The sequence below is a fragment of the Mycobacterium sp. genome, from assembly GCF_040509115.1.
GTDB lineage: Bacteria > Actinomycetota > Actinomycetes > Mycobacteriales > Mycobacteriaceae > Mycobacterium.
The window spans coordinates 1-14147 of sequence record NZ_JBEVLO010000454.1; the positions used below are offsets into that span (position 1 = coordinate 1).

Here is a 14147-nt window from a genome sequence, read left to right on the forward strand (position 1 = left end):
CAACTCGAGCTCAAGCAGACCAACGGGCACGACTGCAACGCTGCGTGGTTCCGCGTCGCGACGGAGATCGACGTCGGCCGATGGAGCGACGACCCGGTCTGGCAGGCGCGATTGGTCGAAGGCGACCGCGCGATGTCTACCAACCACCTCATGGGCGAGGGGTACTGGGTCTGGCTCATTCGACTTGCCTCCGGTGCGACCAGCGTCGGTATCGTGGCCGACCCGGCGTTCCATGGCTTCGACGAGTTCAACACCTTGGACAAGGCCAGAGCGTGGCTCGGTGATCACGAACCGCAATGCGCCGCGGTCGTGGCGGAGCATGCCGACCTGATCAAGGACTTCCGGGTCATGAAGCACTACAGCCACGGCGCGACGCAGGTCTTCGACGGACGCGACCGGTGGTGCCTGACGGGTGATTCCGGGATATTCCTGGATCCGCTGTATTCCTCAGGACTGGATCTGGTCGCGATCGGCAACGGACTGATCACCGACATGATCGTCAGGGAACTGGATCACGAGGACGTCGTCGCGCGAAGTCAGATCAGCGACTCGCTCTTTCGGTCGCTCACCCAGATGTGGCTGGCCGTATACCAGGACCAGTACACGCTCATGGGCACGCCGACCGTGATGTCGGCGAAGGTCATCTGGGACGTCGCGTTCTACTGGGGCTTCGTCGGGTTGCTCTACACGAACGGCCGGTTTACGAGCGTCGCGGACGACCCCGGCTTCGTGCCCTACCTCGAAGGCCTCATCGCATTGAGCAATCGCGTCCAACGTTTCTTTCGCGAGTGGGCTGCGGTGGAAACCGGGGCGTCTTCGGTGCCGTTCGTCGACTTGTATGCGCCGCTCAACTTCATGGTGAGACTACATACCGCGATGATGGGCACCAGCCCGAACTTCTCCGAACAGTTCGATGCCAACGCTCGGCTGTTGCGACAGCTGGCAGGTCAGCTGGCCGAAACCGTCGTATCCGAGAAATCGTCGATGTTCGGCGCCGACGACGTCGTGCGACAGGTGCAGGCCTGGCAACGGGATTCGCTTCTGCAGGAGCTGCGCTCGACCTACCGCCATGAACAGGCGATCAATCCGGTCAGCGGCGACTGGATCGTGTCGACCTCACCTATCTTGCAGTCCAGCTGACATGCTCGCCGAACGCGGCCGTGAGCCGCTGGCCATCGTCGGCATCGGATGTCGCCTCCCAGGCAGTGCCGATTCCGCAGAGCGCCTGTGGAATCTGTTGTGCAGTGAAACCGACGCCACCCGCGTGGTCCCCGAAACGCGTTGGAATGCCGCGCGATATCACGACCAAAACCCGTCGAAGGTCGGCAAGATCGTCACCCGACGCGGCGGATTCCTCGGTGAGATCGATCAATTCGACACTCAATTCTTCGGCATCTCTCCGCGCGAGGCCCATTCACTCGATCCGCAGCAGCGCCTCCTGCTGCACGTCACCTGGGAGGCGTTGGAAGACGCGGGAATACCGGCCGACGACTTGGCTGGCACCGACGTGGGCGTCTTCGTAGGCGGCTTCACCCTCGACTATCAGCTGCTGCAAAATCAAGGCCGCACCAGTCGCTACCGGTTCAAGTCCCATTCCGCCACCGGGATGATGATGACGATGCTGGCCAACCGGATCTCACATGCCTTCGACTTCCGCGGCCCCAGCATGACGATCGATACGGCGTGCTCCGGTTCACTCGTTGCGGTTCACCTTGCAGCGCAGAGCATCTGGAACGGCGAGAGCGAGCTGGCCCTGGCCGGCGGCGTGAACATCATGATCGGCCCGAACACCGCGATCGCGGAATCGAAGAGCGGATTCCTTAGTCCGCAAGGACGTTCGATGGCGTTCGACGACTCCGCGGACGGCTACGCGCGGGGAGAAGGCGGCGCGATCGTCGTCATCAAGCCGCTTGCGCGGGCACTCGAGGACGGCGACGACATCTACGCACAGCTCCTCGGCACGGCGGTGTCGCAGGACGGGCATACCGACGGCATCACCGTGCCACGCGAGGAAGCCCAAGAAGCCGCGATCCGCACGGCACTTCGACGGGCGGGGATTCACCCGAACGAGGTCGGATACGTCGAAGCGCACGGAACCGGAACGCCCGTCGGCGATCCCATCGAGATGCGAGCACTGGCAAGCGCGTTGACGTCGGATCGGGCGGCCACGAAGCCACTCGTGATCGGATCGGTCAAGACCAACATCGGCCATCTCGAGGCCGGTGCCGGGGTGGCCGGACTGATCAAGGCGGCGTTGGTGGTCAAGCACGGATACATCCCGGCAAATCTGCACCTGCAAACTCCGACGCGACACGTCTCCCTCACGGATCTGAAGCTCGACGTGCCAGCAACGGGGCGGCCATTTCCCGACTACGAGCGACGGATAGTTGGGGTGAATTCGTTTGGCTTCGGGGGTACCAACGCCCACGTCGTGCTCGCCGAAGCGACTGCCCCGGTCCGCCACCCCGCCGTGGACGATCGCGCTCCGCGGCCGCCGACCGTGCTGCCGTTCTCGGCGCGCAGTGAAGAAGCGCTGGTCGCCACGGCCGCCCGGTTGGCCGAATATCTGGCCACCCACCCCGATGTCACGCTGTCGGAATTGGGATATACGCTCGGACAGCGGCGCGCGCATCTGAACCATCGCCACACCGTGATCGCCGACAGCATCGCCGAAGCGCGAGAACAACTTCAGGCCCTCGCCGACGGCGGGCAGATCGCCACCGACCGCGTCGTCGCCACCACGCCGAGACTCGCGTTCGTGTGTACCGGCATGGGTCCCCAGTGGTGGAAGATGTGCCGAGGGTTGCTGGGCGTCTATTCCGCGTTCACCGAGAGCGTCGAGCGCAGCGACCGAGAACTGTCCAACTACACCGACTGGTCATTGCTCGACGAGCTCCGACGCGATGAGACCGGTTCCCGAATGGCCGAAACGGAGTTTGCGCAGCCTGCCAACTTCGCGGTTCAAGTCGCGCTGGCCGAGCAGCTGAAGGAGTTCGGGATCAGCCCGGATGCCGTGATCGGCCACAGCGCAGGTGAAGTGGCCGCTCACCACATCGCCGGTCTGCTCACGTTCGAGCAGGCCATCGAGGTGATCTATCACCGCAGCCGACTTCAGCAGCGCACCAGTGGACAGGGCCGGATGCTCGCCGTTGGTCTCGACGCCGAGGCGCTGATGCGGACGATCACCGGAAAGCCGCTCGACGAGTTCGGACGGCGGGTGTCGGTGGCCGCGATCAACAGCCCCTCAGCGGTGACCGTCGCAGGGGACGGTGGCCTCCTCGACGACATCGCCCGGCAGCTGGACGAGGCCGGGATCTTCAACCGGAAGCTCGCCGTGAAGGTGCCGTACCACACGCACTACATGGAGGCCGTGAAACAGGACCTCTTCGACGCGCTGGCGGGTCTGTCGTCGAAAGCCCCTGCGCTTCCGTTGTATTCGACGGTCACCGGTGAACGATTGGACGGCTACCAGGCCGGCGACGCCTACTGGTGGCAGAACACGCGCGCGACCGTGCTCTTCGGGCCCGCGATCCGCCGGATGCTGGAGGACGGATACACCCACTTCGTGGAACTGGGCCCGCATCCCGTGCTGGCGGCGTCGATCTTCGAAACCGCTGGACAGCAGAAGGTGTCGGTCACGGCGACCCAGCGCCGGGAACACGACGACAGCCGTACGTTGCTCAACTGCGTTGGCGCACTGCACTCCCACGGCCACGACATCGCGTGGAACGTCGTGCACCCCCGTGCCGATGGTCGACTGCTCAAGCTCCCCTCCTACCCCTGGCAGACCAAGCGCTTCTGGAACGAGACGCGGGAAGCCACGGAGTCCTTGTTCTACCGGCCGGTGCATCCGCTGCTCGGGCAATCGGTGAGCGGCGTTCATCCCACCTGGGAAGCCGAATTGAGCACCGTGCTCAACCCGTTCCTCGCCGATCACCGAATCCAGGGGAGTGTCGTACTACCCGGGGCGGTGTACGTCGAAATGGCTCTCGCGGCGGCCAAGGCCACCTACGGGTCCAATCACAGTGTGGACAACGTCGTGCTCCGTCGTGCCGTCATCCTCGACGACACCTGCGACCCGATCCTCCGGACCACCCTCAACGAGGACGACGGCACACTGGAGTTCGCCGCATTCACCGCCACGGCTGACGGCGAATCCAAGTGGACGATCACCGCGACCGCGGAACTCAACGTCCTTCCTGCGGCGCCACGCGGTGCGGACGCGCCGGACGGCGCCGAGCCGATCACCGCGATCAGCGGCGACGACTTCTACGTCGGGACCCACGCCATCGGATTCGACTACGGCGACGCCTTCCGTTCCGTCCAAGGCGTGACCGCAGGCGAGGACTGGGCCGTCGCCGAGATCTCCGTTCCGACAGTGCTCGTCGATGAACTCGACGATTACCGCTTTCATCCCGCGCTCCTCGACAGCGCGTTTCAAACTCTGTTCGGCGCACCGTTTCTGGGCCAGGGCCAGCACGAAGACCCCTTCCTTCCCACGCGAATCCGCCATTGCGCGTTCTACGGTTCGCCCGAGTTGCACATGGTGGTTCGCGTCGACGTCAGATCGGAGACGGCCGAACAGGTCGAATGCGACATCACGATCAGCGGCCAACTCGGCAACACGCTCGCGACGATCGACGGCTTCACGGTGCAATCACTGGCGGCCTCCTCCCGCATGTCGCCCGATCGAATCGACAAGGGCCTCCTCGAAATCCAGTGGTGTGCGAAGTCCGACGAGTTGACTACGGACGTTCCCGCTCAGTCATGGCTCGTCCTGGCCGATGCCGGGGGCGTCGGCACTACCGTCGCCGACGAGCTGCGCAGCCGCGGCCATCGCGTCCACACGGTCGGGCACGGGCCGGTCGATGAACCGGACCAGATAGATCGCCTGCTTTCACACGTCAGCGGCGAAGGCGACCTCGCGGGCATCGTGAACTGCTGGCCACTCGACATGTCCTCCGACGACGTGCGCAGGAGCCACCAGCTGGGCGCCTTCCCGGTTCTTCGGCTGCTCAAGGCGCTGGCACGGCAGGACGCCGTCAAGCCCCGCCTCTACCTCGTCACCGCCAACGCGCAGCCCGCCCCTGGAACCCGACTGTGCGCCGTCGAGCAAGCCGCTGTCTGGGGGCTCGGCCGTGTCGTCGGCCATCAGGAATTCGCCGAGTACTGGGGCGGGCTCATCGACATCGATGGCGCAGCCGATCGCACCGAGACGGCCATCCGCATCTGCGGGCACGTCCTCTGTGCCGAGTCCGAAGATCAGGTTGCCATCCGTGGCGACACGACGTTCGTGCCACGCCTTCGCCCAAGTTCCGGTCTCACCAAACCCTTTCCCACCAAACTCACCTCCGATGCGACGTACGTCGTCACGGGTGGGTCGGGAGCGTTGGGTCGCATCGTGGCTACCTACCTCGCGGAGCGCGGTGCCCGGCACATCGCGCTGCTCAGCCGAAGCGCCGTGCTTCCCGAGGCGACCGTCGACACGATCCGCACGATCGAACGGCTCGGCGCCCATGTGACGACCGCCAGTGTCGATGTCACAGACGAGGAATGCCTATCGGCGTGGCTGACTAGGCACACCAGAGCCGGTGGCCCACCGGTCCGCGGCGTCATCCACGCCGCTGGAGCCGTGCATGACCAACTCCTCGTGAACATGAGCGAAGACGACTACGCCAAGGTGGTCGCTCCCAAGATCACGGGTACGCGCGTGCTGCACGACGCCTTCGAGCACCACGACCTCGAGTTCTTCGTGATGTTCGGGTCGGCAGGGTCGACGATAGCGTCGCCGGGCCAGGGGAACTACGCCGCCGCCAACGCCTTTCTCGACGCCTTCGCGCACTACCGCCAGGCGCAGGGCCTGCCTGCACTCACCATCGGATGGGGACCGTGGTCGGTGGGAATGGTCGAGGAGCTGAAGTTGGAGAAGATCTACGCAGCGCGAGGCATCGAGCTGATCACGCCCGCAGTGGGAGCCCGAATCCTCGATCGGCTGATCAACCAGAAGACTCCAAACGTCGTCGCCATCAGCGCCGACTGGAACCGGGCCCGCCATGCCGGCCTTGGTGGACGGCTTCCCATGATGTTCTCCGAACTCGGCTTGGCCGAAACGCGCTCCGCCGATGCCGATTCCGACGGCTCGATACTCGAGCTGCTCGCGGCCACCCCGGAGGTCGACCGGCCGACCGTCATCGCGGATTCGATCAGCCACGTCGTTGCGGCCGTCTTCGACTGCGCCACGACTGATTTCGAGCCCGACGACATCCTGGACGACATCGGTTTGGACTCCATGATGGCGATGGAGTGCCGGGTGAGGATCAACATGATGTTCTCGATCAATCTCCCGGTGCTCGAGATACTTCGAGGTGTCAGCGTCAATTCGCTGTCCGACCGAATACTGACCGAACTGCACTCGATTCACGGTGATGTGCCTGCGGACATCGAAGACGCACCACCGCCGCAGCCGGCTGCCGTCGACGAGGTGGAACAGCTGATGGGCGAGCTATCCGACGCCGAGCTGCGACAGCTGTTGGCCGAGTTGGAGACTCAGCCGGCGCCGGAAGTTGGCGGGGCGCAGTCGTGACGTCCGCCGTAAGCGTGCGCGGTCTGTCGAAGACGTACGGGCGACTCCCCGCGGTAAGGGAACTCGATCTCGACGTCGGCTACGGAGAGATCTTCGCGATCCTCGGTCCCAACGGGGCGGGCAAGACGACGACCATCGAGATCCTGGAAGGTCATCGGAAACGCGATGCCGGACAGGTGCACGTCCTTGGCGAAGATCCCGGTACCGCGGGGCGGAGTTGGCGCGCGAGGATCGGCATCGTGCTCCAAGAGGCCAGCGACTTCGGGTTACTCACGGTGCTGGAGACGGTCCGCATGTTCGCCAAGTGCTACGGAAAGGCCCGAGTCCCCGAGGAGTTGCTCGAATTGGTCGGATTGGCTGCGAGTGCGGGAGCGCGGGTTCGGACGCTCTCCGGGGGCCAACGGCGCCGGCTGGACGTCGCGCTCGGCATCATCTCCCAGCCCGAACTACTGTTCCTGGACGAACCGACCACGGGGTTCGATCCCGAAGCGAGACGCCAGTTCTGGGAACTCATCAGACTCTTGGCCGACGACGGCACCACCATCTTGCTCACCACCCACTACTTGGAGGAGGCCGCAGCTCTCGCGGATCGCGTAGCGGTGCTGGCCGGTGGCCGATTGGCTGCGGTGGACTCGCCTGCGCGATTGACCGCACACGTGAGTTCGGCCGCGACCGTCCAGTGGCTGGAGGGAGCCGTGCTCCACGTGGAGGTGACCGACCACCCGACCGAACTGATCAGGCAGCGCTCGAAGGAGGGCTCGGAACTGGCCCATCTCACCGTCATACGGCCCTCGCTCGAAGACGCCTATCTGCACTTGATCGGGCTGGCGTGATGGCCGTCGAACCCGTGGAGAACGCATTCAAGCCCAGACACCGCGCGGACGCTTCTGGGCGTGTACTCCCGTCGGCATTGCGCATCGGGTTGTCCCGAGTCGTCCCCGAGCTGAAGATGTTCTATCGGCGGCCCGAACAACTGGCGCTGACCTTCTCGATGCCTGCCGTGATCTGTCTCTTGCTCGGTTCCATCTTCTCGGCGAAAGTTCCTGGTACGCAGACCAGTACCGGCGCCGTCATCGCGGCGAGCATGCTCGCCTACGGGGTGCTCTCGACGTCGTTCATCAACTTGGGCATCGGCATCGCGGCTGACCGCGAAACGGGTGCCTTGAGGCGACTGCGCGGCACGCCTGCTACCGCGTCATCGTATTTCATCGGGAAGATCGTGCTGGTCGCCGTCGCGAGTCTCGCCGAGGCCGTGGTCCTTCTGTCGGTGGGGGTACTGGTCTTCCGACTGCGGCTGCCCACGGACGTGTTCGGCTGGTTCACGCTGGCGTGGGTTTTCGTTCTGGGCATCATCAGCTGTTCGCTCCTGGGCATATTCGTCAGCAACTTCGCCAGCAACGCAGTCTCTGCTGCCGTCATCACCAACGGCCCGGCGGTCGGCTTGCAGTTCCTGTCGGGCACCTATGTGCCGATCATGGTGCTGCCGACGTGGATGCTGATCGTCGGGTCGATCTTCCCCGTGAAGTGGATGGCGCAGGGCTTTCGGTCGGTGTTGTTGCCCGAACAGATGGTCGTGTTCGAGCCGGCGGGCAGCTGGGAGCACGGGCGGACGTTCCTGGTCCTGGCGGCGTGGTGTGTCTGCGGTCTGATTGCGTGCCTCAAGGTATTCCGCTGGTCGGACCAGGATTGACCCCATCAGGATCGACCAGGGAGCCCCGATGCCTTCACTGCTCACGATCACGTATCACCTCTTCCTTCAGATCGCCGTCATACTCCTGACCTACCGCCTGCTCTGGCCGGTGTTCCGTCGGCTCGCGCAGGTACAGGTGGTGGCGATGATGGTGGCCGGGTTCGTGCTCGGCCCTTCGCTATTGGGCTGGATCTGGCCCGCCGCGCAGCGGTGGCTGTTCCCCACGAAGCTGACGATCGGCGCCGAGACGTTCACGCACCCGAACTTGGTGGCCATCTACGTGATCGGCCAACTCGGACTGGTGCTCTACATGTTTCTGGTGGGTGCCTCGTTCAAGCTCGACATCCTCGGCGCCCATTCGCGGCAAGCAGGGGTGACCTCCGCAGCCGGCATCGGTGTTCCGCTGATCCTCGGGGGTCTCGTCGGGTGGTGGATGGTCGGCCTCGGCGGATATTTCACGGAAGGGGTCGTGCCGTGGCAGGGTGCGCTGTTCGTTGCAGCGGCCGTGGCCATCACCGCGTTTCCCATGTTGGCGTGGATCGTCTACGACTCCGGGTTGCTCAATACCCGGCTGGGGACGATGGCGTTGTCCTGCGCCGCCGTCGACGACGCATGCTCCTGGGTCCTGTTGGCAACGGTGGTGGCGACGGCCAAGGGCAGCCTGTTCGGGGCGGTGCTGGCCATCGGAGGTGGGCTGGCCTACTTGCTGTTCATGGTCTACGTCGGCCGTCCCCTGCTTGGCAGGCTGGAGACATGGACGCCGCCTCGCGTCGACGTCGAACGCACGGGGGGACTGCCGATCGCACACACGAGCGTCGTGCTCCTCGTCGTGCTGGCTGCGAGTTGCTTCACCGATGCGGTCGGAATCTATTCGGTGTTCGGCGCCTTCGTGGCCGGCGCCGTCATGCCCCGCGGGGCGCTGCTCGAGTCGATACGGGAGCGATTCGAGCCGCTGGTGGCGTACTTGCTGCTGCCCGCGTTCTTCATCTATTCGGGCCTGAACACGCAGCTCGACCTGATCTTGGACCCGTCGACTCTTCTCGTGGCAGGCCTGGTGTTGGTCGTATCGTTCGCTGCAAAGTTCGGGGCCATCGGACTGGCCGCCCGTTGGCAGGGCATGAGTTGGTATGAAGCCGGTTCGATGGGCGCCCTCGCCAACGCGCGTGGGCTCATGGAGCTCATCTTGCTCAACATCGGATTCGAGGCGGGACTCATCTCCGCACGGTTGTACACGATATTGGCGCTCATGACGATCGTCACCACGTTCGTCGCCACACCGCTGCAGCGGCTATTCGAACGCCGGCTACTGAAGTCGGGATTGAGGTTCGGGCCAGCCGGGGAGGAACCTCGTGGCGAGATGCCTCAGGCTCGGTCGGCATCGAGTACGCGGCCGCGACCGTGTACGTGAGGGCTGGCCAATGACCGCAGACGAATTGGGCGAGGACCTTCCGCTCTACCCCGTGGGTGTAGTGGCTGATCGAGTCGGCGTCCCCACCGCAACCTTGCGCAGCTGGAATCGGCGGTACGGCATCGGCCCGGCTCATCATGATCCCGGCAGACACCGCCTCTACACGGAAGCCGACATCGCAGCGGTGCGGCGCATGCTGCAGATGCTCGAGGAGGGGGCCAGCGCGCGAAGCGCCGCGCAGGCGGCTAGGAGCTTTCACCACACCGATTCGTCCGCGCTGCTGGCCGCCGTATTCGCGCTCGACGGCGCGACAGCGGGGCTCGTCGTCGAACAGAGCCTGCGCGAGCGTGGGGTGATCGCCACCTGGGATTCCCTGTTGCGTCCCGCGTTCGGGGCACTGAGCGCGCTTCAAGGGGAAGGGGGGGATTGCTTGGACGTCGAGCACCTGTTGTCCCGGATCACCACGCGCGCGTTGCAACGCATCCCGGCCCCTTCGACGTGGAGCGGTCCGGCCAACCGGACCATCTTGGCGTGCTGCGATGGCGAAGCGCACACGCTGGCGCTAGAAGCCTTGGCCGCGGCGCTGGGTCAATCCGGTTGCGCTCCGGTAATGCTGGGCGCATCCGTTCCGGCCACTGCCATTTCCACGGCGTTGGCTAGGCTACCCGCCGTGCGGTCAGTGGTCCTGTGGTCGCAGCGCCCATCGACCGCCGACGTCGTCGGGGTACGCACGCTCGCGGCGGTCGCGGGGGTGGCTGTGATGGTCGCTGGTCCGGGCTGGGACGGCGTAACCGTCGGTAGACCTGTCGGCCGACTAGCCACCCTCAGCGCTGCAGTCGAACGTCTTTCTGCCATTGCGCAGGTTGACGCGTCGATTACGCACCGATCGTGAAGGTGGGCGAGCTCACGACGGCGACCGCGCGACACCCTTCAATCGATCCCCTTGAGAACGACGGCTGTCGTCAGTCCGTAGACGAGATGCGCGCTGAGGTCTTTCGTGAGCGTCTTTGCGTCGTAGTCCCAGATGGGCTCGTAGAGCTTGGCAGGACCGAGCACCGCATATGACTGCAGCCATACCGCGCCACCGAAAAGTGGCCCATGCCAAATCCTTCGACCAGCCACCGTGCCCTCCAGCACCCCGAACACGGCTCCCCACCCTGCACCGGTTGACCAGTGGACGGCGTTGTTCACGAGTCGCGCTCGCTGCGGCGGCACGTCACGATGCAGCGTTCGCTTGATCACGAGTCTGCCGAACTTGGCAGGCGCAGGCGCATCCTCCCAGTCCGCTAGACCTGCAGAAGTCTCCCAGTCACCGAACCCGGACTTTCCGCCGCCACGCTTGTACCTGTAGTACCAGAGGGCGTCCATGGCGGCAGTACCGAGTGCACCTGCCACCGCACCGCGTATTGCATGGCCGAGCATCGTCACTGCGCACCCACCGCGGGGGTCACGGACACGATCTGGTGCTTCATCAACGGCTGATCGCTCTGGGTGCTGAAGTCACCGATGGCGCACAGCACGTTCAATTCCGGCATGTATCCGCTGACGCTGCCGACTGGGATGTCGTACCCGATCGCCCGGTAGCCCCACACCTTGCGGGTGCTGCCGTCGCGGGCGAAGCTGGTGACGTCGATCAGGTCGAACTCCTCGAGTCCTCGCTCGGCCATGTCGGCTCTGTTCATGAACAGCAGCGTCCGCAGGTTTCTGACGCCGCGGTAGCGGTCACTGTCGGAATAGATGGTGGTGTTCCACTGATCGTGGGAACGCATGGTCGACAGCATGAGCTTCCCGGTCGGTGGGACGACGTCGGGCAGCGGGGTTGCGGCAAACTCTGCGCGGCCGGTCTTGGTGAGAAAGACTCGCTCCCTTGCGGGTTGGCGGATCCGGAAGCCCAGCGGCATCCGCACCCGCCGGTTGAAATCCTCGAAGCCATCCAGGACGGCCGCCATGGTGTCGCGGATCCTGTCGTAGTCCTCGACGTAGGACTCCCACGGATTCGGCGAGTCCGGCAGGGTGGCGCGAGCCATGCCTGCGAGGATCGCGCACTCCGAAAGCAGGTGCGTAGAGGCCGGCTTGCGCATCCCGTAGGACAGGTGCACCATGCTCATCGAATCTTCGACGGTGACACCCTGCTCGCCGCTGCGCTGCACGTCTCTCTCGGTGCGGCCCAGGCAGGGAAGGATCAGCGCCCTTCGACCGTGCACCAGGTGGCTGCGGTTGAGTTTGGTGCTGACCTGGACGGTGAGTTCGGTGTTGCGCAACCCTTCGAAGGTCGCGTCGGTGTCCGGAGCGGCCATGGCGAAGTTGCCGCCCATGCTGACGAATACCTTGACCGCACCTGTGCGCATCGCCTCGATGGTGGCCACGGTGTCCAAACCATCGTCGCGCGGCGAGTCGATGCCGCAGACTTCGTCGAGTCGATCCAGAAGGGCCGCGGGAGGATGATTGTCGATACCGCAGGTGCGGTTGCCCTGCACATTGCTATGACCCCTGATTGGTGATGGACCCGCGCCTTCACGGCCGATATTGCCGCGCAGCAGAAGCAGATTCACGATCTCACGAATGGTGTCGACCCCGTGTTCCTGCTGTGTCAAACCCAGACACCAGCTGATCACCGTGCGGTCTGCGGCAAGGTAGAGCTCGGCCAGTTCGCGAATTGCGTTCTCCGACACGGCAGATTGGTCGACGAGCGCCTCCCACGACGTGGCTTCGACGAGAGCTTTGTACGATTCGAAGCCGGCGGTGTGGTTCCTGATGAACTCGAGGTCGATTGCCTTGGGATCGGTGTCGGCGCGTTCGAGCACCGCCTTGGCGACTCCCCGCAACACGGCCAGATCGCCGCCGATCCGCGGCTGCACGTTGCGCGTTCCGGTCTTCGTGGGATGGAAGGTCGCCATCGCGGCGAACTCGTGCGGAACGATGGTGCGCCGTGAGGCGGCCTCGATCAACGGGTTGACGTGCACGATCTGCGCGCCACGACGGTCCGCCTCGGCCAGCGTGGTCAGCATGCGCGGCGCGTTCGACGCCGCGTTGACCGCCATCACGATGAGCAGGTCGGCCCGGTCCCAGTCGTCGATGTCGCACGTGCCCTTGCCGGTACCGATCGCGGCCTGCAACGCCCGACCCGAGGCCTCGTGGCACATGTTGGAGCAGTCCGGCAAGTTGTTGGTGCCGAACTCGCGCACCCATAGCTGATACAGGAACGTCGCCTCGTTGGAGAGCCGCCCCGAGGTGTAGAACGACGCTTGATGTGGAGAATCCAAGCCGCGCAGGGTGGATCCGACCAGCGCGAACGCAGCGTCCCACGAGATGGGGACGTATTTGTCGCTGGTCGGGTCGTAGCTCATCGGCTCGGTCAGGCGGCCCTGATCTTCCAGCGCGAAGTCGCTCCAGCCGGACAGCTCGGTGACCGTGTGCGACGCGAAGAAATCCCGATCGACTTTCTTGCGGGTCATCTCCCAGGTGACGTGTTTGATGCCGTTCTCGCAGATGTCGAGGTGCAGGCCATTGCGGTCATCCGGCCACGCGCAGCCAGGGCAGTCGAAGCCGCCGTTCTCGTGGTTCATCTTCCAGACTGCGTGTGGCCCCTTGATCGGCGCCCGCGACTCGGCAACCACGCGGGCGACGCTGCGCGCAGCACCCCACCCCGCAGACGGGGCGTGGTCATCCGATTGGGAGAATGACCCACCCCGGTTCGGCCCACGCCCGAGTGCAGGCACCCCTGGCGCGCCGCGGCCGAACCGATCGCCTTGTGACTGCTGTTCCGTCATGACTCAGACCCCTTCTGCGAGTTGTTGTCTGACAGGAGTCGGGCAAGCACTGCGGCTTCGCTGAGGTCAGGGTTTTTCGTCCCGGTGAGCAGGGTCAGCGCCTGCTGTTCGGCGAGCTCCCTCAGGTGTGCCAGTGTGGCTGCGGGCTCGGGCGCACGAAGCTCCTCGGTGTATCTGCGGGTGAACTCGTCGAACAGCGCCGGGTCGTGGTGATACCACTCGCGCAGTTCGGTCGACGGGGCGATCTGCTTGCACCATTCGTCGAGATGCGCCCGGGCTTTACTCACGCCGCGAGGCCACAATCGATCCACCAGCACCCGGGTGCCGTCATCGGCCGACGGAGCGTCATAGATGCGTCGGACCTGTACTCGGATTTGTTTACTCATCGCACCTCAACGTGTCGTCGGTCGTGACCATCATGGCTACGGAGCTACCTTCGGCGGATCCGCCACCGGACAGTGCAGTCGGCCAGTCTGTTAGCCGGGGGCAACCGCAGGCAGCACGCGGTCGAGCTGGCTCCGTGAATTGATACCGAGCTTGGCGAACACCTTGCTCAAGTGGTACTGGACTGTGCGCGCGCTGATGAAAAGCCGTGCCCCAATCTCGGTATTGGACAATCCGTCGCGGGCAAGCCGTGCCACCTGCACCTCCTGTGCGGTGAGCTGCTGATCGTCTACGAACCGGGCCCCCTCCTGT

Annotated in this window: 9 protein-coding genes and 1 pseudogene; 6 read left to right on the forward strand and 4 right to left on the reverse strand. The window is 64.8% G+C overall.

Features of this window, described 5'->3' with window-relative positions; all coding sequences use genetic code 11:
• The 6 genes and pseudogenes from ABW137_RS30985 to ABW137_RS31010 all read left to right on the forward strand — a co-directional run.
• A pseudogene (locus ABW137_RS30985) lies at positions 1-1140 on the forward strand (halogenase); the annotation flags it as partial.
• A gap of 1 nt (position 1141) precedes the next feature.
• Positions 1142-6583: a type I polyketide synthase gene (locus ABW137_RS30990; RefSeq protein ID WP_526405928.1), complete on the forward strand. Its 5442-nt coding sequence runs from the start codon at positions 1142-1144 to the stop codon at positions 6581-6583.
• Entirely contained in the window at positions 6580-7416 is an 837-nt protein-coding gene (locus tag ABW137_RS30995; RefSeq protein WP_526405930.1) for an ATP-binding cassette domain-containing protein, read from the forward strand. Before ABW137_RS30990 ends, ABW137_RS30995 begins: the two co-directional genes overlap by 4 nt.
• Positions 7416-8273 carry an ABC transporter permease gene (locus ABW137_RS31000; protein WP_526405932.1) on the forward strand — a complete coding sequence of 286 codons (858 nt, stop codon included), beginning with the start codon at positions 7416-7418 and terminating at the stop codon, positions 8271-8273. The genes ABW137_RS30995 and ABW137_RS31000 overlap by 1 nt, the downstream gene beginning before the upstream one ends.
• A gap of 28 nt (positions 8274-8301) precedes the next feature.
• Positions 8302-9681: a cation:proton antiporter gene (locus ABW137_RS31005; protein ID WP_526405934.1), complete on the forward strand. Its 1380-nt coding sequence runs from the start codon at positions 8302-8304 to the stop codon at positions 9679-9681.
• A 10-nt stretch (positions 9682-9691) separates the two neighbouring features.
• Entirely contained in the window at positions 9692-10573 is an 882-nt protein-coding gene (locus tag ABW137_RS31010) for a MerR family transcriptional regulator (protein ID WP_526405936.1), read from the forward strand.
• 38 nt (positions 10574-10611) lie between these two features.
• On the opposite strand, the gene ABW137_RS31015 is transcribed toward ABW137_RS31010, so the two are convergent.
• The 4 genes from ABW137_RS31015 to ABW137_RS31030 form a co-directional block, all read right to left on the reverse strand.
• A complete protein-coding gene (locus ABW137_RS31015; RefSeq protein ID WP_526405938.1) occupies positions 10612-11049 on the reverse strand; it encodes a hypothetical protein in 438 nt (145 codons plus the stop codon).
• Positions 11050-11105: 56 nt separating this feature from the next.
• Positions 11106-13451 carry an FdhF/YdeP family oxidoreductase gene (locus ABW137_RS31020; protein ID WP_526405940.1) on the reverse strand — a complete coding sequence of 782 codons (2346 nt, stop codon included), beginning with the start codon at positions 13449-13451 and terminating at the stop codon, positions 11106-11108.
• Positions 13448-13837 carry a DUF488 domain-containing protein gene (locus ABW137_RS31025; protein ID WP_526405942.1) on the reverse strand — a complete coding sequence of 130 codons (390 nt, stop codon included), beginning with the start codon at positions 13835-13837 and terminating at the stop codon, positions 13448-13450. The genes ABW137_RS31020 and ABW137_RS31025 overlap by 4 nt, the downstream gene beginning before the upstream one ends.
• A 90-nt stretch (positions 13838-13927) precedes the next feature.
• Positions 13928-14147: helix-turn-helix domain-containing protein (locus tag ABW137_RS31030; protein WP_526405944.1), on the reverse strand; the 220-nt coding region annotated here is incomplete at its 5' end.